This is a genomic window from Chryseobacterium sp. LAM-KRS1, assembly GCF_013184525.1.
GTDB classification, from domain to species: Bacteria; Bacteroidota; Bacteroidia; order Flavobacteriales; family Weeksellaceae; genus Chryseobacterium; species Chryseobacterium proteolyticum.
Genome location: NZ_JAAOIZ010000005.1, coordinates 204,778 through 228,799 on the forward strand (window position 1 = coordinate 204,778; position 24,022 = coordinate 228,799).

Consider the following 24,022-nt stretch of genomic DNA (forward strand, 5'->3'; position numbering starts at 1 on the left):
AATTTAATCCTAACACAAAATTTTTTTTAATGAATTCTCTAAAAATTCTTGAAGAAAGCAGTTTGACTATGGAAAGAGTACTTCCTGTAGCCATTCAGATTACAGATAGCGAGCGCAGGATGATCAAAGACGCGGTAGATCATCTCGAAAGAAAATATGGAACTTTTGAAAACAGAGAGTTTGTCATGCAGGTTCATCAACTGGCCTCTTATTTTTTACCGGAAAGATTATTAAAGGTTCTGGCGTCATTTGCCAGCGATTTTTCCAGAGAGCAGTATGGTGCATTGATTTTCCAGGGCCTTTTTGACATTGACCAGGAAAAAATAGGAAAGACTCCACCCAACTGGCAATCGGCGGATTACTCAAAATTCAATCAATACGGATTTGCCTGTGCTTTGTTGCATGGTGCTCTTCCATCGAAACCGGTACAGTATTATTCACAGCGTAAGGGAGGCGGGCTGATCCATGCGATCATTCCGGATGAAAAAATGCGGGATACTCAGACGGGATCAGGATCAGCTACAGATCTGTATGTCCATACGGAAGATGCTTTTCTTAAACATCAGGCAGACTTTTTAAGCTTTATGTATATCCGTAATGAAGAGCAGGTACCTTCTACCCTTTACTCTATCCGTTCCCATGAATCTATTCACGAAGATTACAAACCTTTATTTGATCCGATCTTTAAAATTCCTAAGGATGCGAATCTAAAAACCGAGGCAGAGGAAATCGATACTTTAGATGCTATTTTATACGGAAATAAGGAACTGCCGTTTATGAGATTTGATGCCGCAGAGCAATTGTTTAATCCGGATATTAAGCAAACAGATATTGCCCATCATGCGCTCAGCAAATTCTGGCAGGAAGCAAAACATCTGATTTATTCAGATTTTACTCCTCAGGCAGGAGATGTTATCGTCGTTAATAACCATTTATGTGCCCACGGAAGATCTGCTTTCCGCGCGGGAATAAAAAATATTAATGGTGTTGAACATACCTGTGAAAGAAGGATCATGCTTCGTATGATGAGTAAAGTAAGTCTTATAGATATGAGGGGACATACCCTTAAAGAAGATCCATTCTTTGTAATAGAAGAACATTTGGGTAAAAACTTCAAAGACTTCTAATCATTTAAAGATTTAAATTTTACTATAAAATCCTTTCTGAGCGTTTGTGCAGAAAGGATTTTTTATAATGTATTACAATTTGGAAAATATAAGCTTAGAAAACTGCCATCTTGCTTTTCTCATTTTCTAATTTCTCAATAAGATTTTCCAGCTCATTCCTATTCAATTCTGTTTGTATTTTACTGTTCATGATCTCTTTTAAAGCCAGAATATATGCTGTTTTGAAAGCATTTTCCGATGTGGTTTTTATATCTGGGGAAACACCCGTGTGTTCCCAGTTTCCATGGCTTATTGTGGCTGTAATTTTTCCAACCGGAATAACGGTGAGGTATTGATCTGCAATAATAAATTCGTCTACAGGATTTGCCGCCCCTCCGGTATTTTCTCCAATGATTTTGGCGAGTTTATAGTTTTTAAGAAAGTAGGCTAATCCTTCCGCAGCAGAAAAAGAAGACCTGCTCGTAAGGATATAGACATTTTTATCAAGGTATTTTTTTCCTAAAACTTTTGTTCGGGTAGTATTTTGAACCGTTTTTTCTTTGTCTCTGAAATAGGTAGAATACAGATTGGTTTTTTCTTTGAAAAAATAACTGCAAAATAAGATAAGCATTCCATTATCACCTCCTCTGTTTTCACGAAGATCAATAATCAAAGAGTTGGTATTCGCAACAAAATCCATTACTGATGCAAGTGTTTTTGCACTTGAACGGGATTCTGCAAACCCTTTGAAATTAATATAACCAATGTTCCCTTCCAATCTTTTTACATTTTCGAATCCGAAATTTTCAAGGCTATTAAGGAAATTATTTTCAGTAGCGGTTTCCTTTGCATTTTTCTTATTTTCAGATGTTAGACCGTCCTTGTATTTAATGAAAAAATGCTGATCACCGGACACAGTCCTCAATTTTTCAGTAAGCTTCTGAGCCAGTTCTTTTCCGGTCAGTGTATCCCAGTCTTCCGGTTGAAATTCTGTTTCAAGCTTTTTATAAAGATCTTTATCTGTATAGTGATCTTTGACCTTTTCCAGAATATCTTTCACAACAGGGTTGTTTGTTTTCTGGCAGCAGAATGCTAAAGAATATAATAATGATATGAGGACAAGTGTTTTCTTCATGAGATATAATTTAAGTTCATGACAAAAGTACGGGGCAGGAAAAATTGAGAATTGTAAAAAAGGAAACAGATTAAATAAATAACCAGATATTATTTTGTTCTGTATTAACTTTTTTGAAGAATGTTTTTGGAGTTATTTGAGTAAGTTCCTTAAAATCTTTGATAAAATGAGACTGGTCGTAAAAAAGATTTTCATAGGACAATTCCGTAAGATTTTTTACGTGTTTGTTTTGCAGCAGGGAATTTCGAAACCGGTTTATTTTACGGTATTCGGAGGCTGGTTTTGCTACAAACCGTTTGGTAATTTTATTAACGTATTGTCTTGTAATGCCATTCTTTTCCGCAATGTCAAGGATACTGATATCATTCTCAAGGTCTTTGATGATATTTTCGGCTCCAGTCAGATGCTTATCAATGAATTTAGAGAGCAGGTAATCTTCCAGGGCTTTTATTTGTATTTCCTTCCCGTGTTCATTCAGTATCTTATCCATAGCCTCACGAAAGTCCGAAGATAAAATTTTATCTTTTAGAATTAAGCAGTTGTCAGCATTAAAAAAATGATAGATCCCCAAAGGTTTAAAGTAGATGGTAATTTCATTAATGGGTTTCTCATAAAAGATTTCCGTAGATCCTGTGCATCGGGAGACCAAATCAATCACTATATTTTTTATGGGAGAATGATAAATTTCCATACTGCCTTCATCCGATCTGATCTCGGCATCCTGACAGGCTGAAACAATGAAAAAATTGTTTGGAAATGTCAGATATCTGATAGACGAAGCAGATTCATCTTTATCCATAAAATAATATCCCTGGATATATTTTTTAAGAACAGGATTTCTTGGTTGGTAAAAATGGATATCCATAATCTGACAATAAATAAGGGTATAAAATTACAAATACAAAAGAAAAACCTGAAGAAAATCTCTTCAGGTTTTTCTATATAACGTAATTTAATTGTCTTCTGAATATTATATCAGTTAAATGCTGCATCCATCGGGGTCACAGGCATTTTCTCCATTAGAAAGATCTGTGAATGGAGAAACCGTTTCTTTATACGTTTGCTGGAGTGCATTTTCAAAAACTTCAACAGGTTGAGCGCCCGAAACAGCATACTTCCCATTTAAAACAAAAAATGGAACGCCGGTAATTCCATTATTTCTGGCTTGTTGGATGTCTTCATTGACTTCTGATGTCAATTCCTCTGAAGTTACTGCATGCTTTGCCTCCTCTTCATCAATACCCAGTGATTCTGCAATTTCTGCCAATGTATCAACATCCCCCACGTCTTTGCCATCAATAAAATGGGCGATGAACAGAGCTTCCTCCATTTCATTGGACTTGTTGTATTTTTTAGATAACTGCAACAATTTATGTGCAGGAAACGTATTGGTTATAAGCGCAGTTTCAAAATTGAAATCAATACCAGCCCCTTTTCCCATTTGAGTAACCTGGCTGATCATTTGCGTAGCCTGGGTCTCAGGAAAGCCTTTTTTCTCTCTGAAGTAGGTAAGTGTATTCTTTGTTTCACCTGTATTTAAGGTAGGATCCAGCTGGAAGCTCTTCCACTCTACTTCTACCTGATCTTTGAATGGCAATTTTTGAAGAGCCTGTTCAAAATTATTTTTTCCTATATAACAAAACGGACACATAACGTCCGACCATATTTCTATTTTCATTGTAATTCTTGTTGTAATGTTCTGCAAAGTTACCATTTAATTTTAATGTAACAAAATTTATTACATTTAACTTGAATCTACTTTGTTTCACGAATAGAAACGCGGATTACAATGTTTTACTTACTTTCCTGCTAAAGATCAAATGAGCGATTAAAGCTAAGAGACCAAAGCTTGCCCCAACGAAGCACACCCCTTCCCACTGTGCGTAATGCCATGCAACCGATGCCAGCCATGTTCCTAATGATCCACCGATAAAGTAGCAGACCATATAAACCGTATTCAGGCGGTTGACCGCATTGGTTCTGATCAGAAAATAACTGGTTTGATTCATAATATGACTGGATTGTACTCCGAGATCAACAAGGATGACTCCTACAATCAAACCCCAATACGTGTATCCTGCAAAATAGGTAAAAGCCCAGCTGCCTAAAACGATTAGTAGTGAGTAGAATATGATCCTGTTTATATTCATGAACTTTTGGAATGCCCCGACTTTGGCTGCGGCTAAAGCACCTACTGCCCCTGCCAGACCAAAACTCCCTACCACAGATGAACCGGCATTAAATGGCGGTTTCTCCATATGAAAAACCAAAGTGGTGAATAAAGCACACATAGAGCCAAAAGCCATTGCGCCCCGGAAAGAGGCCAGTTGTAAAACAGGCTGTGTTCTTGCGAGATGAAATACAGAACGCATCAGATCTTTGTATGTCCCCTTAAAATTTGGTGAGAGCTCAGGAAGCATTTTATACACTGCAAACCAAACGAGTATCATCAAGCCTGCCGCAATACCGAAAACGGCCCTCCAACCCAGAATTTCTCCCAGGATTCCCCCTACAAACCTGGATAAGAGAATACCCAAAAGTAATCCGGACATTACCAATCCTATATTGGAAGACTTCTTTTCATCAGTTGAAAGTTCTGCTGCGATAGGAACAAAAAGCTGCGGAATAACAGAGGTCATTCCGATCAGTAAGCTCGCCGCATACAGCATCCATAGTTGAGTAGCAAAGGTCATCCATAAAAGTGATCCGAAAACCAAAAGAAGATCAATCAAAATCAGTTTTTTACGGAAAAATTTATCACCCAACGGAACAATAAGAAGCAATCCCAGTGCATATCCTATCTGGGTCAGTACGGATATTTTGCTGGCAGCACTTTCTGAAATATGTACATCATTTGAAATGAGTGCCAATAGTGGCTGATTATAATAGTTGTTGGCAACTACCAACCCTGAAATAATAGCCATCAGCCATATCACAGTTCTGGAAATGCCCTGAGAAGAACTCGCCTGCATACTAACGTTTTAAATTCAAAATTAATTATAGAATAATGAGATAAGTATCTTTCCTGATTTCCGGAATCAAATCGAGGATTTAAATTCCGGTCAGAAAGAAAAAGAAACCTTTTAATTACCTGCAAAGATAATTTAATTACATTAAAATTATTCGTTATAAATCCAATTGTTTTTGAAATTCTTCGAAGTATTTTGCCAGATGAAGACCGTCTGCCAGACCATGATGAGCTTCTATGGAAACCGGTAAATATTTCCTTCCGTTACGGATGCTGTATTTTCCAAATGTAATTTTCGGAATAGATTCCGTCTTATCAAAATTCGTAGGATGCAGCAATGCACTGAAAGAATTCCAGGGAATAGTAGAATGTCTTATTAAAGCTTTGGTGACGGTATCAGTACTTAATCTTAATCCTGTGGAGTTTTGTACAGCCTGAATTTCTTTTTGTAATTCTTTATTGAAAACGTCAAAGCTTTCTGAAAAAGGGATGTAAGAAAAACCAAAAGTTCCGTCTGCCCTGGCGATTGTACTTCCCGCATCGATGATATCGAAAATGACCACCTGATCATCAACAATTCTCATTTTCAGTTCTTCAACAGAATTCACGGCAGCCATTGATTTATGAAGGTAATAGGCAAAAAAAGAATAACCGTTAGTTTTTACAGTATCATAAGCTTTTGTACAATCCACTTCTGCTGTAAAACCAAAATAAGGACTTGCCATTTTTGAAAAAAAATTAAAATGTTCTTTTCTGTTCCACTTTTCAACATCAATGATCTTCATTTTTATACTGCTTATTTTTTCTGCAAATTTCTGTAAGTTTTCTCATTATAAAAAATGTAAGGGTAATAAAATTGATTTTGGAATGCGTAATTTTGATACGTTGATTGTTGTTTGGATAGAAAAACACATTGTAAGGCTTAAGAAATAAGAAGTAAATTATGAATCCCGGATTTTAAATCAATGGTTACAGGATATGAAATCTGAGGCAGTTATGAACAACCATACATAATTATCATTATTTATCTAATCTTTAAGCTGCATTTTCCAACTTTCAATTCAGTATTAATACTTTTTACATTTTACAAAAAATAAAAATATGGAAGACGCAAAAATTGGATTCATCGGATTAGGAAATATGGGGCATCCCATGGCTAAAAATTTAGAAAAAGCAGGATTTCCTTTGTCTGTCTATAACAGAACCACCGAAAAAGCAAATGATTTTAAGGAGAAGTCAACCGTATATACCAAAGTTACTGAGCTGGTAAAAAACAGTGATGTTATTTTTACAATGCTGACCAATGATACAGCAGTGCGCCAGGTATATGAAGAAATTCTTTCAGAGGATATTCATGGAAAACTTTTCGTAGATATGAGTACCATTTCTCCACAAGCGACCAATGATATTTCCTCTGCAGTTAAGATAAAGGAAGCCGGTTTTATCGATGCACCTGTAGCAGGAAGTACCAAACCTGCAGCTGATGGAACATTGATCATCATGGCAGGAGGTGATGAAAAGGATCTTAATCTTGCACAACCTTATTTACAAAAGCTGGGAAAGATCAGACATTTAGGAGAGAACGGAAAAGGAATCGCTGCTAAGCTTTCGGTGAATTATTTTCTGTCTACGCTCTATCAGGGCCTTGCGGAAACGGTCTTATTTTCAGATAAATTGGGAATCGACAGGAAGGACATGCTTGATATCATTAATGAAAGTGCAAGTGGAAGTGGTGCCACAAAAGTAAAAACACCACTACTGATCAATGATGATTATGCACCGGCATTTGCCCTGGATCTGATGTTAAAAGATATCCTTTTAGCCCATAATGCAGGAGCTGATTATCCTTTATCAAAAACGCTTATTGAAACCTATCAATCTGCCCATGATGAAGGATTTGGAAAAGATGATGTTATCGGGATCATCAATTATCTTAAGAAATAATAAGTGTAAACTGAAATATGATGAGTACGAATACTGCTATTTTAAAAGGAAATAACTGGACTGCTAAAAAAGTAAATTCCACTTATATTGTGAGTGTGAAAAACCATTCAGGTATTGTGGAAGCGTTGACCGATTTTGTAATAAATCAAGACATCAAATCGGGAGAAATAACAGGAATTGGTGCTGTAAGTGAAGCGACACTTCGTTATTTTGTGCCCTCAACAAAGAAATATGTAGATAAAACGTTCAATGAACAAATGGAAGTCTCCAATATTTCCGGGAATGTTTCTGAGCTCAACGGCCAGCCACTACTCCATTTGCATATCACGTTAGGCAGACAGGATTATACAGCTCTGGCAGGACATCTTTTGGATGCAAAAATTTGCGGTGCCGGAGAATTTATTTTTTATCCGCTGGATACCAGAATATTCAAGGTCAAAGATGTAGAAGTTGGGATTAATTTTTATGACTTTGAAAAGGAATAAGCTGAATCGATAAAAAGCAATTGATAGAATGACAAAAATTACCATAAAACATATTGCACAAAGTTTGGGACTTTCTGTTTCTTCAGTTTCTAAAGCTTTAAATGATAGTTATGAAATCAGTGAGGAAACAAAAATAAGAGTTCGGAACTACGCAAAAGAAAATCATTATAAGCCCAATCGCTTAGCCAAAAGCTTAAAGGGAGGTCATTCCAATACGATTGGAGTAGTCGTCTGTTCCATCAACAATATTTTTGTTTCTCAAATTTTGGATGGAATACAAAAAGCTTCTTATGAGACAGAATATGATATCATCATCATGCAGAGTCATGAAAATGTAGAAAATGAAAAATCATGTATTGAGGCATTATTGAATAAAGGGGTGGATGGCATTTTACTAGCCCCTGTCAGTGAAACATCCAATACAGAATATTTGCGTCAAATCAATTCGGAAGTTTGTCCTGTTGTTTTGTTTGATCGTTTCAATCCTTCTTTAGAAACGATGAAAATAGGAGTTAATGAATATAAAGGAGCCTTGCAAGCTACTCAGCATCTCATCAGGATTAATCGAAAGAAAATAGTATTTATTACAGGATGTCAATTTGGAGAAAATAATCCACGAATTCAAGGATTTAAAAAAGCACTAAAAACCTTAGATATTCCTTTTTATCCCAAATTTATGCTTACCTGTAATCTTGAAAATAGTGAAATGATGGATCAACAAATTTCGCAGGCACTCACCGAATTATTAAAATCCAAGGTAAAGCCTAATGCTATATTTGGGGCTACGGGTGTGATTACAATCCGTGTCCTTGGGATTTTAGCTCAGATGAAGGTGAAAGTACCGGAGGAAATTGCCGTGATTGGATTTTCAAATTTTGATATGCCCTTTGCTCTTAATCCTTCTCTTTCAAGTATACGTCAACCTACACAAGAGATAGGTTTTACGGCTCTTACTAAACTTGTTGATTTATTAAATATGGAACAACATAAAAGACATAGGGCTTATGAAACTATTTTATTGGATACTACAATTCATTTTAATAAATCTACAGATTTGTGATTTCTTCTATTCTGATGATTTTTGCCTTTGGGACCAGCAGTTTCATAATGATCCATGCCACAAGATAGGCAACAGCACAAGCTGAAAATACTAATGTATATCCTAGGTTGGGATCTTCGATTCGGTGATAATAGTCAAAGACTTTTCCTACAAAAAAAGAAACGAGTGCTCCACCCATCCCGCCTGCCATGCCTCCAATTCCTGTAATACTTGCTGTTGCTGCTTTGGGAAATATATCCGAGGCAGTAGTGTATACATTGGCTGACCAGGCTTGGTGTGCAGAAGCTGCTAATCCGATTAAAATAACAGGAACCCAATATGATATTCCGGATAAAGGCTGAACTAAAAAAAGAACGATCAATGGAACTAAAGTAATATAAAACATTGCTTTCATCCTGCCATCATAAGGAGCAAATCCTTTATTGATAAAATACATGGACAGCCATCCTCCGCAAATACTTCCGATCATGGTCATGGTATACAATACACTTAAAGGAAGTATAATATCCGAGCCTGAAAGATGGAATTTTTTGTTCAGGTAGGATGGCAGCCAAAACAAGAAAAACCACCATACTCCATCTGTTAGGAATTTGGCTAATGAGTATGACCAGGTTTGTTTAAACGTCAACAGCTTTAGCCAGGAGACTTTATATTCCTTTTCTTCTTCAGCTTTTATGTCAGAAGTCGAATCTGATAATATATAGTTTAACTCCTCAGGTGACAATCTTTTTTGTTTTACCGGGGTATCATAAAAAATCAACCATAAGATCAACCAGAAAAAGCCTAAAGAGCCAATGATAATAAAAGCACTTTGCCAGCCATAATAATATGCCAGCCACGGAACTGTGAGCGGCGCGAGTATAGCTCCGACATTTGAACCTGAATTAAAGATTCCGGTAGCCAAAGCACGTTCTTTTTTTGGGAAGTATTCCGCGGTTGCCTTAATGGCTGCAGGGAAATTTGCGGATTCTCCCACACCAAGAATCAGACGTGCAATAATGAATCCCGTCACCGAAATAGAAAGTCCGCTGAAACCTAATACCCCTAATATTTGGACTGAAACCTCACCCATTGGGATTGCAAAAGCGTGAATAATAGCTCCGACAGACCAAATGACCAAAGCAATCGCATATCCTTTTTTCGTTCCCATTTTATCTACAAATCTGCCTGCCAGCAACATGAAAAAAGCGTAAGAAAGTTGGAAAATAGCTGTGATGATCCCATAATCTGAATTGGACCATTGAAATTGTTCTTCCAAAACAGGATGAAGCAAACTCAGAACCTGACGATCGAGATAATTAATGGTTGTTCCAAAAAATAGTAATGAACAAATAACCCATCTATAGTTTTTCACCCTATTGCTTTCCATAGCTTTTATAAATTGAAATAGTTTTTAATATTTTGATAACAAATATCTTTGATGACCGATCCGATAAAAGGAATATCATGAGGAAGATATCCCTTTCTGATATCATTGGCTAATAAATTACACAGTAGCCTGCGAAAATAATCGTGTCGGGAATACGAAACAAACGATCTCGAGTCTGTAGTCATTCCTATAAAAGTGCTTAATAAACCAATATTAGAAAGTTCATTCAGATGTTGTGTCATTCCATCGAGATGATCGAGAAACCACCACGCAGACCCTAATTGTATTTTTCCCTTAATTCCATCCCCTTGAAAATTTCCTATCATAGCTGCAAACAAAGCATTATCAGAGGGATTAAGATTATAGATAATCGTTTTAGCTAATTGTGCCTCTCCTTCCATGTGGCTTAGGAAAAAAGAAAGTTGTGTAGCCTGGGCATAATCCCCAATGGAATCATATCCTTGATTAGAACCTGCAATCTTAGCTTTGTTAATATTTCCATCACGAAGAGCACCGAGATGGAATTGTTGTACCCAGCCTTTGTCATAATATAACTTGCATAATTCTGTTAAAACATAAAATGTGAAACTCGTATGAACTTTTTCTGCCTGGGAATCATCGCCATTCATTACCTGTTGAAAAATCTGATCGGCTTCTTCTATAGTGAAATGCGGAACCGGCATTGAGGGAAAGCTATGATCGGATGAGACACAGCCTGCCAGATGAAAATAATCAATCCTTTTTTTTAGCGCTGCAATCAGGGATTCAAAATTACTGATCTTCGTGTAGCTGACTTGTTCTAATTGTTGGATATAGTTTCTATAACCATCCCCCTGATTGATATTGAAAACTTGATCTGGTCGAAAAGAAGGAAGTACTTTTATGCCAGATTCTTCTTGCCTTAATTGTTGATGGTCCATGAGCGAGTCAATAGGGTCATCTGTGGTTCCCTGCATTTCCACATTAAAGTTTTGCAAAATTTTCCTCGGTTTAAAATCTTCACTTTGCAGCTGCTCTAAAGTCTGGTTATAAATTCGATCTGCCGTATTAGGATTTAATAATTCTTTGATTCCAAAAGGATTTTTAAGTTCCATATGAGTCCAGTGGAACAAAGGACTTCTTATAGTATAAGGTACTACCTCTGCCCACTTCCTAAATTTTTCCCTTGGATCTACCTCTCCGGTAATAAATAATTCCTCTACACCAAAAGCCCTCATTGCCCGCCATTTGTAATGATCATCCTGAAGCCATAGTTCAGTCATATTTTCAAATGGTTGATTACGGGCTAAAATATGCGGTGATAAATGAGAATGATAATCAATAATAGGCTGCGGAGCCGCGTAATCAAAATAGAGCTTCTCTGCTACAGATGATTCCAAAATAAAATTATTTTGCAAGAAATATTCCATATAATATTGATTATTGTCCTAAAATTCCCATTTCCAGTCCCCTTAGTTCTGCCAGTCCCCGCAATCTGCCGATCGCAGAATAGCCCGGATTGGTTATCTTATTCATATCATCCATCATTTGATGACCGTGATCCGGCCTGAATGGAATTGGAATGCTTCTTTTTTGATTTTCAGTAGTAATCGCTTTCATAATATGATACATATCTACATCACCATTCAAATGATCTGCTTCGTAAAAATTTCCGATTTTATCCTTTTTGACATTGCGGAGATGGATAAAGTTTACCCGGTCTTTTACCAAATCAAAGATCTCAGGAATATTATTATGGATACCGGCTCCTAAAGACCCGGTACAGAAACAAACACCATTGAACTCATCATTTATGGTGTTTAACAGATACTCAAAGTCTTCTTTATGACTTAAAATTCTTGGCAATCCCAGAATAGGATAAGGAGGATCATCAGGATGAATGGTCATTTTTATTTTCTCTTTCCGGCAAACAGAAGCGATAGATTCTAAGAAATGTTTTAAATTGGCCCGCAATCCTTCAGTTCCGATATTTTTATAGACGTCTATACTCTTTCTGAGGCTTTCCAGAGTAATGTTCTTTTCTCCTGGTATTCCCATTAAAATATTTTCAGACAATACTTTACGCTCTTCCGCTGTTATGTTTTCCTTTTTTTCATCAACCGCTTTTAAGATCAGGTCCGAATAGTCATTGATAGCGCCTTCACGTTGTAACAGGTGTATATCGAAGTAAGCAAGATCAATCCAATCGAAATACAATGCTTTTGAACCATCTTCCATTTCTAAATCCAATTGGGTTCTTGTCCAGTCTAAAACCGGCATAAAATTGTAGCAAATCGTTTTGATATGGCAGGCACTTAGATTGGCTAATGTTTGACAGTAATTTTTTATATATTTTTCTGAATCTCCTGACCGGGTTTTTATGGATTCATGAACCGGAACGCTTTCAACAACCGACCAGGTTAATCCGGAGGATTCTATCATTTCTTTTCGCCGGATAATTTCTTCTTTTGTCCATATTTCCCCATGAGGAATGTGGTGCAGTGCTGTTACAATTCCTGTAGCACCTGCTTGTTTTGCATGTTGTAAGGATACAGGGTCCTGAGGACCATACCATCTCCATGTTTGTTCCAATTTATTCATTCTTAATTTTATTTTAAACACCACTCCATGCACTAAATCCACCATCTACAAATATCGTTTCTCCATTCACAAATACCGATGCATTACTGAGCAGATAAACCAATGTTCCTTGTAATTCTGTGGGGAGTCCAAGCCTTGAGAATGGAGTATGATTGATAAATTTTTGCGCCCTCGAAGTATAGTTTCCATTTTCATCAATCAGGAGATTCTTATTTTGGATCGTAAGAAATACCCCCGGAGCAATAGCATTCATGCGAACCTGGTCTCCGTAACGAAGTGCCAGTTCTGTTGCCATCCATTTTGTGTATCCTTCAATACCATGTTTGGCAACAGTATAGCCTAATACACGGGTTAAAGAGCGGTCTGCTGCCAAAGAGGAAATGTTTACAATAGCTCCTTTGCCTTTTTCTGCAATCACCTGACCCAGAATATGGGTTGGGATCATAGTCCCATAAAGGTTGAGTTCAATAGCTTTTCTGATATTATGCAGATTTAAAGAAAACAGATCCTGTTCAGGTTCTAATGTTGAACCGGCAATATTTCCTCCAGCGGCATTTACCAATCCATCTATTGTCCCAAACCTGGTAAGAATTTCTTCTCTTGCTCTTACCATATCTTCTTCAAGTAAAACATCCCCTATGACAACCAATGCTTCCGAACCTAGACTTTCAGCCAATATTTTCCGCTCATTTGCTCTGGCTTCAGACTTTCCCATGATGACAACCTTGGCACCGGCTTCCGCTACCGCTGTTACAAAAGCCTCTCCCAAGACTCCTGTTGCTCCGGTTATAACAATTACTTTATCTTGTAATGAAAATTGATTTAATATTCCCATCGGCTTGCATATTATAGAGGATGTAATGTAAATACAAATTTTTATTTCAGATCTATTTTTTTAAATTACCTACTAAAACGTATTCGTAACTTTTTGCTGTCATATTTTTAAATAGCGTTATAGATCTTTATTTTTACTTTATCAATATTTGAATTTTTATGCACAAAGTACTTTCGTTGGGTGAACTGCTTTTAAGATTTGAGACGTATGCAGATCCGGAAATATCGGAAGCCTCCTCTGGTTTGTTTAAAATGTATCCCGGGGGATCAGAAGCCAATGTTTCTGTAGTATTATCCACATTGGAAATCCCGGTTTCTTATTTTACGGCAGTTCCTGATCATATATTAGCAAAAAATGCTTTGGAAGTACTCGAACATAAAGGGGTTGATATTTCTAAAGTTTTAATTCAGGGAGATCGGATAGGTTTATATTTTTTAGAGGGATACAACGGTCTCACCACCGGCGAAGTAGTTTATGATCGAAAGTTTTCTTCATTTTACAATATAGATGAAGAATACCTTGACTGGGATCAATTATTCGAAGGATGTACATGGTTTCACTGGAGTGCCATTACTCCTTCTCTATCGGAAAGATGGATTCACATCATGAAAAAAGTTTTAAAGGAAGCCAAAAAGAGGAATCTGTTTATTTCAGTAGATCTAAATTATCGCAACAGATTATGGGATTTTGGAATAGATCCTAAAGAGGCAATGCTCGAATTGGTCACATTTTGTGATGTCATTATGGGAAATATCTGGTCATCCCACCTCATGTTGGGAACTTCAATACAAGAAGATTTTGATAGAAATACCTCTAAACAAGATTATTACATTTTTTCTGAGAAAGTAAGCCTGGAAATCTTCACTCAATTTCCACAATGTCAACATATTGCTAATACATTCAGGTTTATGGATCATCCAAAACATAACCTCTTCTATGGAACTTATCACACCCGGGACGGAAACTGGATTTCTGAGTCTTATGAAACAATGGAGGTGGTAGATAGAATTGGTAGTGGAGACGCTTTTATGGGGGGATTGATTTATGGAATTTGTCAGAATAATAACCCCAGGGAGATTATAGACTTTGCAACACGCATGGGATTTGAAAAATTATTTATTCCCGGTGATTTTTATAGCAAGATAATATAAGTAACAATCCTTTCATAATTATGAATACCATTATCAACACGATCGAAGCTTACCCTATTATTCCTGTATACTATCATAATGATCCTGCACGATGCATTGAAGCGTTTAATAGGTCATATCAGGCAGGAATCCGGGTTTTTGAATTTGTCAACCGGGGAGAGAAAGCAGAAGAAAACTTTAAAAAAATAGTGGATTATCGCGACAAGTATGCTAAAGAAATAGTTTTGGGGGCTGGTACCATTACATCACGAAAGCAAGCGGAAACCTTTATCGGCTTAAATGCTGATTTCCTTGTTAGTCCTGTAGTCCTTCCCGAGATCGCGGAAGCAGCAGCTATTCATCATAAAATATGGATTCCGGGAGCTATGACACCCACAGAGATTGCTATATGCTCGAATCTTGGAGCAAAAATGATCAAAATATTTCCGGCCAGTGTTATTGGGACTTCTTTTTTAAAAGGAATCAAACCTTTATTTCCCCATTTAAAATTTATGGTTACAGGAGGAATACCGTTAGAGATTGAGGAGATAAAAAAATGGTTCGAGGCGGGTGCTTCAGCAATAGGGTTAGGAGAAGCTTTATTGAAACTATTAGAATCCCCTGACGAATTCCACAAATTGATCAATACTCTAATTTATAGTAAATAAACGCAATTTTTGGTAAGGCTTAAATGATTATCCTAAGCCCTACCAATTTAAAAAATCAATTTTCTTACATCAAAAAAAGGATTCCATATCTGTTATTTTTAGCAGGTTAATACTTGTATCATAGTAATTTACAGTGGTATTCTTTCCATATTATGATAACTATAACGTTTTCGTGAAAATATTTGTAAATAATATTTCGTAAGTAATTAATAATCATATGATTGTGTTTAGGTGATCGTTTTTAAAGGCGTGAAACAAATGTTAGAAAATAAGGGTAAAGAATAACAATACTCATAATAATTGTATTATTGATAATTAATGTTTCATTTACGAATCAAAAAACCAATGTATTATGAAAAAAAATATATTTTTTACAATTTTGCTATTTTTGTTATTGGCCAAAGGAAATGTTGTATTTGCTGAAAAAAACAAATTAAATAGCATAGAGAGCTTTACAATAGAAAGTTCAGATGTATATAATAACAGTATTGAACTAACGCAAGTTACAAGTACAGAGGTGGAAATAAAAAGGTTGAGACAGGTACAGAAAAAATTTGACCATATAGTTACAGGCTTTTATCTTCCGGCAGGCAAAACATTGAAGCTCAATGTTGAGATTCTAACTCCGTCTTCAGACAACCGTATGCCTGCTCTGGTTATTGGAACGAGAATAAAAGACGGTTCCAATGTAAAAGAAATCCCTTTACAGCTTGGTCTCAATACCATTTCTTCAAGTCAACATTCTGGTGGAATCATCTACCTACGCTATATTACTAATGGAAACAATCCTACAGGAAAGGCCAGAGTTACTTTTGCTCAAACAGGAAGTCAACATGTAAAGCATCCCTACTATGTTTTAGGGACCAGTACGATCGATGAGTTTAAACAACAATTGACAAACTATGGCTATACAGATGTGGTATTTGCCAATAGAAATGCGATCATTGTTGTTAATAAAGCAAATGTGGAAAAATACTCTCTTACCAATTATAACAACAAGCCTCATAATATAGACGAATGGCTTAAATCTATAGAAAGAATATTTGATGCCCAGAGGGATATAAGCGGCGTAAGCAGTGACGATCCTAATCCGCTTCACAAGCCGATGAATACTCGTCATAGGAACCTTATGGTTGAAGCGAACAGCGGATACATGTTTGCCACAGATTATGGATCCGGATATAATGGGAGTAATGACGGGGCTATGCAAAGATTGCTTACCCAATACCAAATAGAAAATAACCCTTGGGGAATTTCTCATGAGTTAGGTCATCAAAACCAGCAAAGTGCTTATAAACCTGGCGAATATACAGAGACTACGGTTAATTTTTATTCTATGGCTGTAATGAGAAGTTTTTTCGGAGCCAACTGGCAAAAATGGGATCAGTCAGTTTGGGATAAAGTACATAATAATTGGTTTCCCCAACCCGATGCTAATCGTAATTACTGGGGAAATGAAATCGGAAATGTTTACCAAAATGTTAATGAAAGTCGTTTGATATTTTTGGCTCAATTACAATATATTTTTGGGGATGAGCTTACCAAGCTATTGCACAGAATAACAAGAGAAGAAGAAAAAGACGGAAGTAGTAATGATGAAAGAAAGTTCTATTTTTTGTATAAAATCATGGAAATTTCGGGATATGATCTTCGGGATTTATATTACAAATGGGGACTGTTTATTCCAGCCTATTATCAGGAGAAGATAGACAAGCTTGTTTCCGATAAGCAACTTCCTAAACCTCCTTACAATGATAATCTATACCTCACAACTCCTTTCTCTTCTCCGGATCCCGGCATGACCTATCCATTACCTTTAATAGGAATTAAAAGCTCTTCTCCAGCATCAGCTGATGTACAACCTGGCAACCAACTTGCCTCTAAATTAAAATACTGTAATTACGATAGTAAAAATGGTGAGGTTACCGACGTTAGAGATGGTAAAAAATATGCCTATAAGCGTTATGGGAATACCGATTGGTTTATGGAGAATCTCAATTGGAATGGCTATGATGGAAATAATGCAGCAACCAATAATACGGTGGGGGTAGCAGTTCCAGGAGATTCTGAAGGAAAAGTATATGGAAGATACTACCCTACCAATGCTTTCAATGCATCAAAAAGCTGGTGTCCTAACGGATGGGATGTTGCCAATACCCAGGACTGGAAAAATCTGTTCACCAGTATTAAGCAAGAATACAATACAACTGATGACCAACTTGCTCCCATGATGAAATGTGGAGAAGACCGGGATCGTGTAAGTGATGGACTTTGGGCAAAAGGACCAATGACAATTCAGAATGCCAATGCCAATACAGTAGGCTTCAATGCTCTTCCTGCCGGTGTTTATAATAATGATCAACAATCTTACGATGGCGGAGATCAGATGGGAATGAAAGCCAGTTTCATAGACGAATCGTCAACCTGGTATCATAACTTCAGTACTGCTGAATCCAATATATGGGAAAATGGGAACAAGAATTCCAGACATTATGCATCTATTCGTTGTGTAAGACCTACTCAATCTGGTACCGCGAAACTCATATCTGCCAATGGAGAAGCAGAGGTTTATCCGAATCCCGCAAAAGATGTGATCAATATAAAGCTTCCGGCTAAACAAAACGGGACCGTGAAAATATACAATGCATGGGGTAATATTGTGAAATCTATGAAAACCAATCTGAATAGTAGAACTATAAGCTTTGATGTGAGCACTTTACTTCAGGGCACCTATTTTATTCATATAGAATCCGAAACCGGCACTACAATCTCAAAGTTTATTAAAAACTAAATAACAGGTCATGAAATCTGCATCGAATTCTTTATGGTATAAAAACGGAGTGTTTTTCTTCCTCTTTCTAGGTATCGGAAGCCCTTTAATGGGTCAGAAGCTAACAGAAAAGAAAAAAGACACTCTAAAATCCAAGGACATAGACGAGGTAATTGTAGTGGGCTATGGAAAGCAAAAAAAACTTACATTAACAGGAGCCGTGTCTACGGTGGGCCCGGAAATTTTAGAAGACAGACCCGTGACAAATATAGGCCGGGCACTTCAGGGAGCATCTCCTGGTTTAACCATCACACGGTCATCAGGAAGACCAGGGAATGAAAATATAAACATAGAAATCAGAGGGGCAACAACTGCAAATGGAACAGTTGAACCACTCTATATTATTGATAATGTGGTGGCCTCTCAAAATACCTTTCTAGCTTTAAACCCTAATGATATTGCAAGCATTAGTACATTAAGGGATGGTGGAGCTGCTGCTATTTACGGATCAAGAGCTGCAGGTGGAGTTATTATTGTAACCACAAAAACGGGTAAAAAAGGAAAAATGCAGGTTTCCTATCAATCCTCAATGGCAGTCCAGTACCCTATCAATCTACCTAAAAGAGTATCATTACTACAAGAGGCAGAATATGCAAATTTGGCAAGAGCCAATGCCGGACTGCAACCTGAATATTCTTCCATAGACATGGATTATATAAGAAGAGGAATTGAATATGTTACAGATCCGAATAATCCTAATAGATACATCACTTATAATCAGAAGAACATCCCGGATATGATTCTGAGAAAATCCTATAATATGTATCAGAATAATATTGATTTTAGTGGAGGCTCGGAGAAAATCACCTTTATGGCTTCGGTGGGCAACCTTTTACAGGATGGTATGATAAGAATCGGAGAAGATAATTATAGCCGATGGAATTACAGGTTAAACCTCAGTGCACAGCTCAACAAATATATTACACTGGACTTAAGGTCTTCCTATACGAGTCAATATCAGAAAAAAGCTGTTGATGGTGGTTATGGACTGGAGACCGGCGGAAATGGAATATTCCGTCAGCTTTATACAGCCAGGCAACGGTTTCCGGTGTACACGGAAGATGGCAGGTATTATATCAGCGGGACTTCATCTATTTTCGCTTATGCATTATTAAAGGACGGAGGATTCGACAGGTTAACCCAGAATACATTATCTAATGTGGGAACAATTACCTTTAAAAATATGGTAAAAGGATTAGAGCTAAAAGCTATTTATGGGCGCGAAAACTTTGACTCTAATGAAAATATTTTCAGAAGAACGGTAGTTTTCTATGATAAAGGACCTGCAATTGTGGGAAGACAGAATAATCCCAATTCCTATGAAGTACAAAAACGTAGTGATATAAGACAAAATGTTCAATTCCTAGCAGATTATGACCTTAAGCTCAATAAACATCATTTCCATTTTATGGGCGGTTTTCAGTACGAAGATTACAGATATGATTTGTTAACTGCCAGAACCAGCAATTTATATGTCAATGATAATCCAGCCCTAGGTTTCACCGGAGATCCAAAAAACAAAACCAATAATCAAAACATCAATACATTTGCTCTTCAGGCATTTTTTGGAAGGTTTAACTATAACTTTAACGAGAAATATATCTTTGAAGCAACATTAAGAAGAGATGAAAGCTCCAGACTGGCACCGGGAGCAAATAGAGCGAAAGCGTTTCCTTCCTTCTCTTTAGGCTGGAATATGCAAAAAGAAGACTGGTTCAAGAATACATTGGGATTTATTAATGAATTTAAGCCAAGACTTACATGGGCTAAAGTAGGCAGCCAGACAGGAATTTCTTATTACGACTTTTTGAGATCCTTGTCTTCAGGAAGTGATATTATTCTGGGAGTAGACAGGACAACCTATTTGTATCAATCAAGAATTCCATCACCTACCTTGGCCTGGGAAACGATAGAAACCAGAAATATAGGGGTAGATTTTGGTTTATTCAATAATAAGCTTACCGGTAGTTTTGATTATTATAATAAATTCAACAAAAATATGCTGGTAGGAATTAATTTACCTGGAACAATAGGTATTTCTACCCCGCGTGTCAATGGCGGAGAATTAAAAACCTGGGGTTGGGAAGCGTCCTTACAATATAAAGGGAAAATTGGACAGGACTTCAAATTCAGTGTAATGGCGAATGTGTCTGACAGTGATAACAAAGTAATTCGTTATGATGGTGGAAAAGACATCATTCAGTTAGGATTAAATCGGGTTGATGTGGATCAGAATATATATAATCTTATTGAAGGATACTCTCTGAATACAATTTGGGGATATAAGACAAACGGCTATATACAAACTGCAGAACAGCTTAAAAATGCACCCAGTTATTCGAATCTGAATAATATGCCGGGAGTGGTACCGGGGCTGGGAGATATTCTCTATGTAGATCAAAACGGAGATGGAAAGATTAGTCCTGGTGGTGGAAGATTGGGAGACAGAGGAGATCTTGTTTACTTGGGGAACACCAATCCAAGGTATTTGTTTGGACTTAATATATTCATGAACTGGAAAAATATTGACTTTAGCCTTTTCGTACAAGGCGTGGGTAAACGTAATATTATGCCCAGCTCAGAGCTTATCTTCCCTCAGCAGCAACCATGGTATCAGCCATTGTCTATCCATATGGATTATTGGACACCAGATAATCCTAATGCGGCATTTCCAAGACCTTTCCTGAATGCAGGACAGAATAATATCCCATCAGACAAATGGGTGGTTAATGCTGCTTATGCAAGACTGAAAAATGTTCAGATTGGGTATTCTTTATCACAAAATGATCTCAAAGGAATGCCTGTTAACAGGTTAAGAGTTTATATCACGGGAGAAGACTTATTGACATTTTCCAGATTAGGAGTGTTCAAAGGTGTTATAGATCCGGAGCAACCTTACAATGGTATTAATTACCCTTTTTCGGCTTCAGTAGCACTTGGGGTAAATGTTGATTTTTAACGATAAAAAAAATTAATATGAAATTCAAATATAAAATAATAATAGGGTGTTTTACAGCTTTTATGCTGATGAGCTCATGTAATATTGACAGGCTTCCGGAGACCAGTCTTGTGGATCAGAATTTCTGGAATAATGAAAATGATGTTAAACTGGCAGCTAATTATTTCTATAAAAAATTACCGGAACTTAATGCCAGTCAGAGTATAGAGGACGTATGGGGAGATAATCTGGCAAGGAATACAAGTGCTGATAAAATTAGTGATGGCTCACGGGTTACTCCGGCAACATCTGAGGATTATGATTATAGTCTGATTTTTGCGACTAATAATCTTCTGGAAAAAGCTCCGGGAGTAATTGCAAAAGGAGGTAAAGAGGCGGATATTAATAATTATGTTGGTGAGGCTTATTTTTTTAGAGCATTTGCCTATTACAAAATGTTTATAAGATTTGGAGGAGTGCCCTTAATTCTGAAGACTATGAATATTGATGATCCTGATATATATCTGCCGAGAGCTGCAAGAGATGAAGTATTGGACCAAATATACAGTGATTTGGATAATGCTATTTCAAAACTGAAAACAATAGATCAATTAGGCACTGTGGATTATGGAAGAGTATCTAAAACCGCAGCACAGGCATTGAAGGCCAGAATAGCACTGTTTGAAGGAACGAGATGCAAATTTCATGGTTACGGAGACGCTAAAAAACATTTGACTATTGCAAAGGAAATGTCGGCTGCTGTAATGAATTCAGGGTTACATAGCTTATTGAATACACCTAAAAGCGGCCCGAATGGTGAAATTCAGAATGATGCCTATTATAATCTATTCCAGGAAGCTGGAGATGGCAGGGCAAATAAAGAAAATATATTGGTCAGAATCTATGGGAATGACCCAACAAATAACATTACATCCACTACTATTCAAAGAACTTTTGAAGGTGGAAATGCAGGGCCTACACAATCTCTCGCTGCATCATATCTAATGGCAGACGGTTTACCAATAGATAAATCCCCTTTATATACAGCTCCGAACTCAACAACAAAACATGCGGAATACTTTAATAAAAAAGATCCAAGAATGTCTTTCTCGTTTATGAAAAGAGGAGATGAATTTACCTCCAGTGAATATACAACACCTAATGCGACGCTTTCCAGAACAGGATATACGGTTAGAAAATATGCTAATGCTATAGCATGGAAGGATCAAAGGTCTTTTATCGACCGGGCAATTATTCGCTATGCTGAAGTATTGCTTACTTATGCGGAGGCGGTGTATGAGTCAGACGGAGCTATTTCAGACGGGGATCTTGATAAAACCATAAATCTGCTGAGGGCAAGATTACCACAGATTAATATAGGGACAACAGCAGCACCTAATTATGTATCTATGCCAAAGCTGACTAATATATTTGTTGCAAGTAACGGATTAAATATGAGAGAAGAAATCAGAAGAGAACGAAGAGTAGAGCTTGCATTCGAGGGATTAAGATATTGGGATTTGCTCAGATGGAAAACAGCTGAAACGGAGCTACCTAAATCGGTTACCGGAAGTTATTTGTTCACAGAAATGCTTAACCCTGGTACGGGAGGTTGGGCTCCTAACACTGCAGTAGATGCGAATAATTATATTCTGATCCAAGCCGCAAGCAATAGAACATTCGATCCGCAAAAAGATTACTTGTGGCCATTGCCCACTTCAGAGATTGCCAAAAACCCTAAAATCAAACAAAATCCCGGCTGGTAAAATATGTTCTATGAAATCAGGTACCCAATACAAAATACTATTATGTTTTTTTTATCTGCTCTATGCTTTTATTCCTGCCCAAAAAATAAAAATGGGCGCTCTCATAGAAGATAATTTTAAACAGGCTGCAAAACAGTATAAGATCCTTATGAAAGTTATTCCTGAGGACAAACTTCCTCAAACTTATGACTCTATCAATAAAAAAGTCGTTAGTTATGAGTGGACCTGGTGGTGTACAGGCTTTTATCCTGGCTCTTTATGGTATATTTATGAGCAGACCAAAGATCCTGTTATCAGAAAAGAGGCGGAAAGAGCACTCAACATTATAGCGCCTAATCAAACCTACACCGGAAATCATGACCTGGGTTTTATGATGTTTTGTAGTTTTGGAAATGCATACAGGTTGACGGGAAATCCAAAATATAAGGAGATCATCTTTCAATCAGCTGCTTCTTTATCCAGCAGGTATAAACCGGCAGCAAAAGTTATCCAGTCATGGAATAGCAGCAAAAAATTTGACGGGCCGGTGATCATTGACAATATGATGAATCTTGAACTTTTGAATTGGGTCAGTCAAAACGGTGGAGATTCAAAATATCAGGAAATAGCGGTTACCCATGCCAATACTACATTAAAGAATCACTTTCGTCCGGATTATAGTTCTTACCATGTAGTAGATTATAATATGAATACAGGTGAAGTCATTAAAAAGAAAACTTTTCAGGGATATTCTGATGAATCAGCGTGGGCAAGAGGGCAAGGTTGGGGATTGTATGGCTATACCATGATGTATCGTTTTACGAAGGATCCAAAATATTTGAAGCGAGCTCAAAATATTGCCAATTTTATATTGACGAATCCGAATTTACCGGAAGACAAGATTCCTTACTGGGATTTTAATGATCCTAAAATCCCGGACGTACCACGGGATGCTTCAGCAGGAGCATTGATCGCTTCTGCCCTGCTGGAGCTTGGTCAATACACACCAGAGCCCGAAAAAGCAAAATATCTCGATGTTGCAAAGCAAATAATTATATCTTTATCAGGCCCGAAATATAGGTCTGCTATAGGAGAAAATGGAGGCTTTATCCTCAAGCACAGTACTGGAGCACTTCCATTACACTCAGAAATTGATGTTCCGCTCATCTATGCAGATTATTACTTTTTGGAGGCCTTAAAACGTTATCAAGACTGGTATCTTTAATCAT

19 protein-coding genes are annotated in these 24,022 nt (G+C 37.1%); 10 read left to right on the forward strand and 9 right to left on the reverse strand.

What is annotated here, in order from left to right; genetic code table 11:
- Positions 1-29: 29 nt before the first annotated feature.
- Positions 30-1,127, forward strand: a complete 1,098-nt coding sequence (locus tag G9C87_RS15500; protein ID WP_172282776.1) for a TauD/TfdA family dioxygenase — start codon at positions 30-32, stop codon at positions 1,125-1,127.
- 94 nt (positions 1,128-1,221) lie between these two features.
- Here the strand turns inward: G9C87_RS15500 and G9C87_RS15505 are convergent, their stop codons facing one another.
- The 5 genes from G9C87_RS15505 to G9C87_RS15525 all read right to left on the reverse strand — a co-directional run bounded on the left by G9C87_RS15505 (position 1,222) and on the right by G9C87_RS15525 (position 5,994).
- Positions 1,222-2,241 carry a S41 family peptidase gene (locus G9C87_RS15505; RefSeq protein ID WP_172282777.1) on the reverse strand — a complete coding sequence of 340 codons (1,020 nt, stop codon included), beginning with the start codon at positions 2,239-2,241 and terminating at the stop codon, positions 1,222-1,224.
- A 70-nt stretch (positions 2,242-2,311) separates the two neighbouring features.
- Positions 2,312-3,106: a helix-turn-helix domain-containing protein gene (locus G9C87_RS15510; RefSeq protein ID WP_172282779.1), complete on the reverse strand. Its 795-nt coding sequence runs from the start codon at positions 3,104-3,106 to the stop codon at positions 2,312-2,314.
- A gap of 114 nt (positions 3,107-3,220) precedes the next feature.
- Positions 3,221-3,919, reverse strand: coding sequence for a DsbA family oxidoreductase (locus G9C87_RS15515; protein WP_172282780.1), 699 nt, complete (start codon positions 3,917-3,919; stop codon positions 3,221-3,223).
- A 106-nt stretch (positions 3,920-4,025) separates the two neighbouring features.
- Positions 4,026-5,213, reverse strand: a complete 1,188-nt coding sequence (locus G9C87_RS15520; protein WP_172282782.1) for an MFS transporter — start codon at positions 5,211-5,213, stop codon at positions 4,026-4,028.
- A gap of 154 nt (positions 5,214-5,367) precedes the next feature.
- A complete protein-coding gene (locus tag G9C87_RS15525; protein ID WP_172282784.1) occupies positions 5,368-5,994 on the reverse strand; it encodes a chloramphenicol acetyltransferase in 627 nt (208 codons plus the stop codon).
- Between the two features lie 316 nt (positions 5,995-6,310).
- Here G9C87_RS15525 and G9C87_RS15530 point away from each other — a divergent pair, with 316 nt between their 5' ends.
- The 3 genes from G9C87_RS15530 to G9C87_RS15540 are packed head-to-tail and all read left to right on the forward strand — an operon-like array spanning position 6,311 to position 8,698.
- A complete protein-coding gene (locus tag G9C87_RS15530; RefSeq protein ID WP_172282786.1) occupies positions 6,311-7,153 on the forward strand; it encodes an NAD(P)-dependent oxidoreductase in 843 nt (280 codons plus the stop codon).
- A gap of 20 nt (positions 7,154-7,173) precedes the next feature.
- The gene (locus G9C87_RS15535; protein WP_172282788.1) at positions 7,174-7,638 is read left to right on the forward strand and encodes a PPC domain-containing DNA-binding protein; all 465 of its coding nucleotides are present in this window, start codon (positions 7,174-7,176) and stop codon (positions 7,636-7,638) included.
- A gap of 28 nt (positions 7,639-7,666) precedes the next feature.
- Positions 7,667-8,698 (forward strand): LacI family DNA-binding transcriptional regulator, encoded by a 1,032-nt coding sequence (locus tag G9C87_RS15540; protein WP_172282789.1) that lies wholly within the window; start codon positions 7,667-7,669, stop codon positions 8,696-8,698.
- On the opposite strand, the gene G9C87_RS15545 is transcribed toward G9C87_RS15540, so the two are convergent.
- Genes G9C87_RS15545 through G9C87_RS15560 form a run of 4 tightly spaced genes read right to left on the reverse strand, consistent with a single transcriptional unit; the run spans position 8,685 to position 13,482 of the window.
- Entirely contained in the window at positions 8,685-10,067 is a 1,383-nt protein-coding gene (locus G9C87_RS15545) for an MFS transporter (RefSeq protein ID WP_172282791.1), read from the reverse strand. The genes G9C87_RS15540 and G9C87_RS15545 overlap by 14 nt on opposite strands.
- Positions 10,068-10,072: 5 nt before the next feature.
- On the reverse strand, positions 10,073-11,476 hold the full coding sequence (uxaC, locus tag G9C87_RS15550; RefSeq protein ID WP_172282793.1) for a glucuronate isomerase: 1,404 nt from the start codon (positions 11,474-11,476) through the stop codon (positions 10,073-10,075).
- A 10-nt stretch (positions 11,477-11,486) separates the two neighbouring features.
- Positions 11,487-12,647, reverse strand: a complete 1,161-nt coding sequence (uxuA, locus tag G9C87_RS15555; protein ID WP_172282795.1) for a mannonate dehydratase — start codon at positions 12,645-12,647, stop codon at positions 11,487-11,489.
- A 13-nt stretch (positions 12,648-12,660) separates the two neighbouring features.
- Positions 12,661-13,482: an SDR family oxidoreductase gene (locus tag G9C87_RS15560; RefSeq protein WP_172282797.1), complete on the reverse strand. Its 822-nt coding sequence runs from the start codon at positions 13,480-13,482 to the stop codon at positions 12,661-12,663.
- A 158-nt stretch (positions 13,483-13,640) separates the two neighbouring features.
- Between G9C87_RS15560 and G9C87_RS15565 the strand changes: the two genes are divergently transcribed.
- The 6 genes from G9C87_RS15565 to G9C87_RS15590 all read left to right on the forward strand — a co-directional run bounded on the left by G9C87_RS15565 (position 13,641) and on the right by G9C87_RS15590 (position 24,018).
- On the forward strand, positions 13,641-14,633 hold the full coding sequence (locus G9C87_RS15565; RefSeq protein ID WP_194304267.1) for a sugar kinase: 993 nt from the start codon (positions 13,641-13,643) through the stop codon (positions 14,631-14,633).
- Between the two features lie 20 nt (positions 14,634-14,653).
- The gene (locus G9C87_RS15570; protein WP_172282799.1) at positions 14,654-15,280 is read left to right on the forward strand and encodes a bifunctional 4-hydroxy-2-oxoglutarate aldolase/2-dehydro-3-deoxy-phosphogluconate aldolase; all 627 of its coding nucleotides are present in this window, start codon (positions 14,654-14,656) and stop codon (positions 15,278-15,280) included.
- 352 nt (positions 15,281-15,632) lie between these two features.
- Entirely contained in the window at positions 15,633-18,071 is a 2,439-nt protein-coding gene (locus G9C87_RS15575; protein WP_172282801.1) for a M60 family metallopeptidase, read from the forward strand.
- A gap of 10 nt (positions 18,072-18,081) precedes the next feature.
- Positions 18,082-21,069, forward strand: coding sequence for a SusC/RagA family TonB-linked outer membrane protein (locus G9C87_RS15580; RefSeq protein WP_228457027.1), 2,988 nt, complete (start codon positions 18,082-18,084; stop codon positions 21,067-21,069).
- Between the two features lie 17 nt (positions 21,070-21,086).
- Complete coding sequence (locus G9C87_RS15585) at positions 21,087-22,814, forward strand: RagB/SusD family nutrient uptake outer membrane protein (RefSeq protein ID WP_172282803.1); 1,728 nt, start codon at positions 21,087-21,089, stop codon at positions 22,812-22,814.
- 10 nt (positions 22,815-22,824) lie between these two features.
- A complete protein-coding gene (locus tag G9C87_RS15590; RefSeq protein ID WP_172282805.1) occupies positions 22,825-24,018 on the forward strand; it encodes a glycoside hydrolase family 88 protein in 1,194 nt (397 codons plus the stop codon).
- The last annotated feature ends 4 nt before the right edge of the window (positions 24,019-24,022 follow it).

What these genes read in the sequence shown, in the direction of transcription:
- G9C87_RS15575 (WP_172282801.1), top strand. Translation starts at nt 15,633, where the DNA reads ATGAAAAAAAATATATTTTTTACAATTTTGCTATTTTTGTTATTGGCC.
- G9C87_RS15580 (WP_228457027.1), top strand. Translation starts at nt 18,082, where the DNA reads ATGAAATCTGCATCGAATTCTTTATGGTATAAAAACGGAGTGTTTTTC.
- G9C87_RS15515 (WP_172282780.1), bottom strand. Translation starts at nt 3,919, where the DNA reads ATGAAAATAGAAATATGGTCGGACGTTATGTGTCCGTTTTGTTATATA.
- G9C87_RS15565 (WP_194304267.1), top strand. Translation starts at nt 13,641, where the DNA reads ATGCACAAAGTACTTTCGTTGGGTGAACTGCTTTTAAGATTTGAGACG.
- G9C87_RS15530 (WP_172282786.1), top strand. Translation starts at nt 6,311, where the DNA reads ATGGAAGACGCAAAAATTGGATTCATCGGATTAGGAAATATGGGGCAT.
- G9C87_RS15505 (WP_172282777.1), bottom strand. Translation starts at nt 2,241, where the DNA reads ATGAAGAAAACACTTGTCCTCATATCATTATTATATTCTTTAGCATTC.
- G9C87_RS15545 (WP_172282791.1), bottom strand. Translation starts at nt 10,067, where the DNA reads ATGGAAAGCAATAGGGTGAAAAACTATAGATGGGTTATTTGTTCATTA.
- uxaC (WP_172282793.1), bottom strand. Translation starts at nt 11,476, where the DNA reads ATGGAATATTTCTTGCAAAATAATTTTATTTTGGAATCATCTGTAGCA.
- G9C87_RS15590 (WP_172282805.1), top strand. Translation starts at nt 22,825, where the DNA reads ATGAAATCAGGTACCCAATACAAAATACTATTATGTTTTTTTTATCTG.
- G9C87_RS15500 (WP_172282776.1), top strand. Translation starts at nt 30, where the DNA reads ATGAATTCTCTAAAAATTCTTGAAGAAAGCAGTTTGACTATGGAAAGA.
- uxuA (WP_172282795.1), bottom strand. Translation starts at nt 12,647, where the DNA reads ATGAATAAATTGGAACAAACATGGAGATGGTATGGTCCTCAGGACCCT.
- G9C87_RS15540 (WP_172282789.1), top strand. Translation starts at nt 7,667, where the DNA reads ATGACAAAAATTACCATAAAACATATTGCACAAAGTTTGGGACTTTCT.
- G9C87_RS15585 (WP_172282803.1), top strand. Translation starts at nt 21,087, where the DNA reads ATGAAATTCAAATATAAAATAATAATAGGGTGTTTTACAGCTTTTATG.
- G9C87_RS15525 (WP_172282784.1), bottom strand. Translation starts at nt 5,994, where the DNA reads ATGAAGATCATTGATGTTGAAAAGTGGAACAGAAAAGAACATTTTAAT.
- G9C87_RS15510 (WP_172282779.1), bottom strand. Translation starts at nt 3,106, where the DNA reads ATGGATATCCATTTTTACCAACCAAGAAATCCTGTTCTTAAAAAATAT.
- G9C87_RS15535 (WP_172282788.1), top strand. Translation starts at nt 7,174, where the DNA reads ATGAGTACGAATACTGCTATTTTAAAAGGAAATAACTGGACTGCTAAA.
- G9C87_RS15520 (WP_172282782.1), bottom strand. Translation starts at nt 5,213, where the DNA reads ATGCAGGCGAGTTCTTCTCAGGGCATTTCCAGAACTGTGATATGGCTG.
- G9C87_RS15560 (WP_172282797.1), bottom strand. Translation starts at nt 13,482, where the DNA reads ATGGGAATATTAAATCAATTTTCATTACAAGATAAAGTAATTGTTATA.
- G9C87_RS15570 (WP_172282799.1), top strand. Translation starts at nt 14,654, where the DNA reads ATGAATACCATTATCAACACGATCGAAGCTTACCCTATTATTCCTGTA.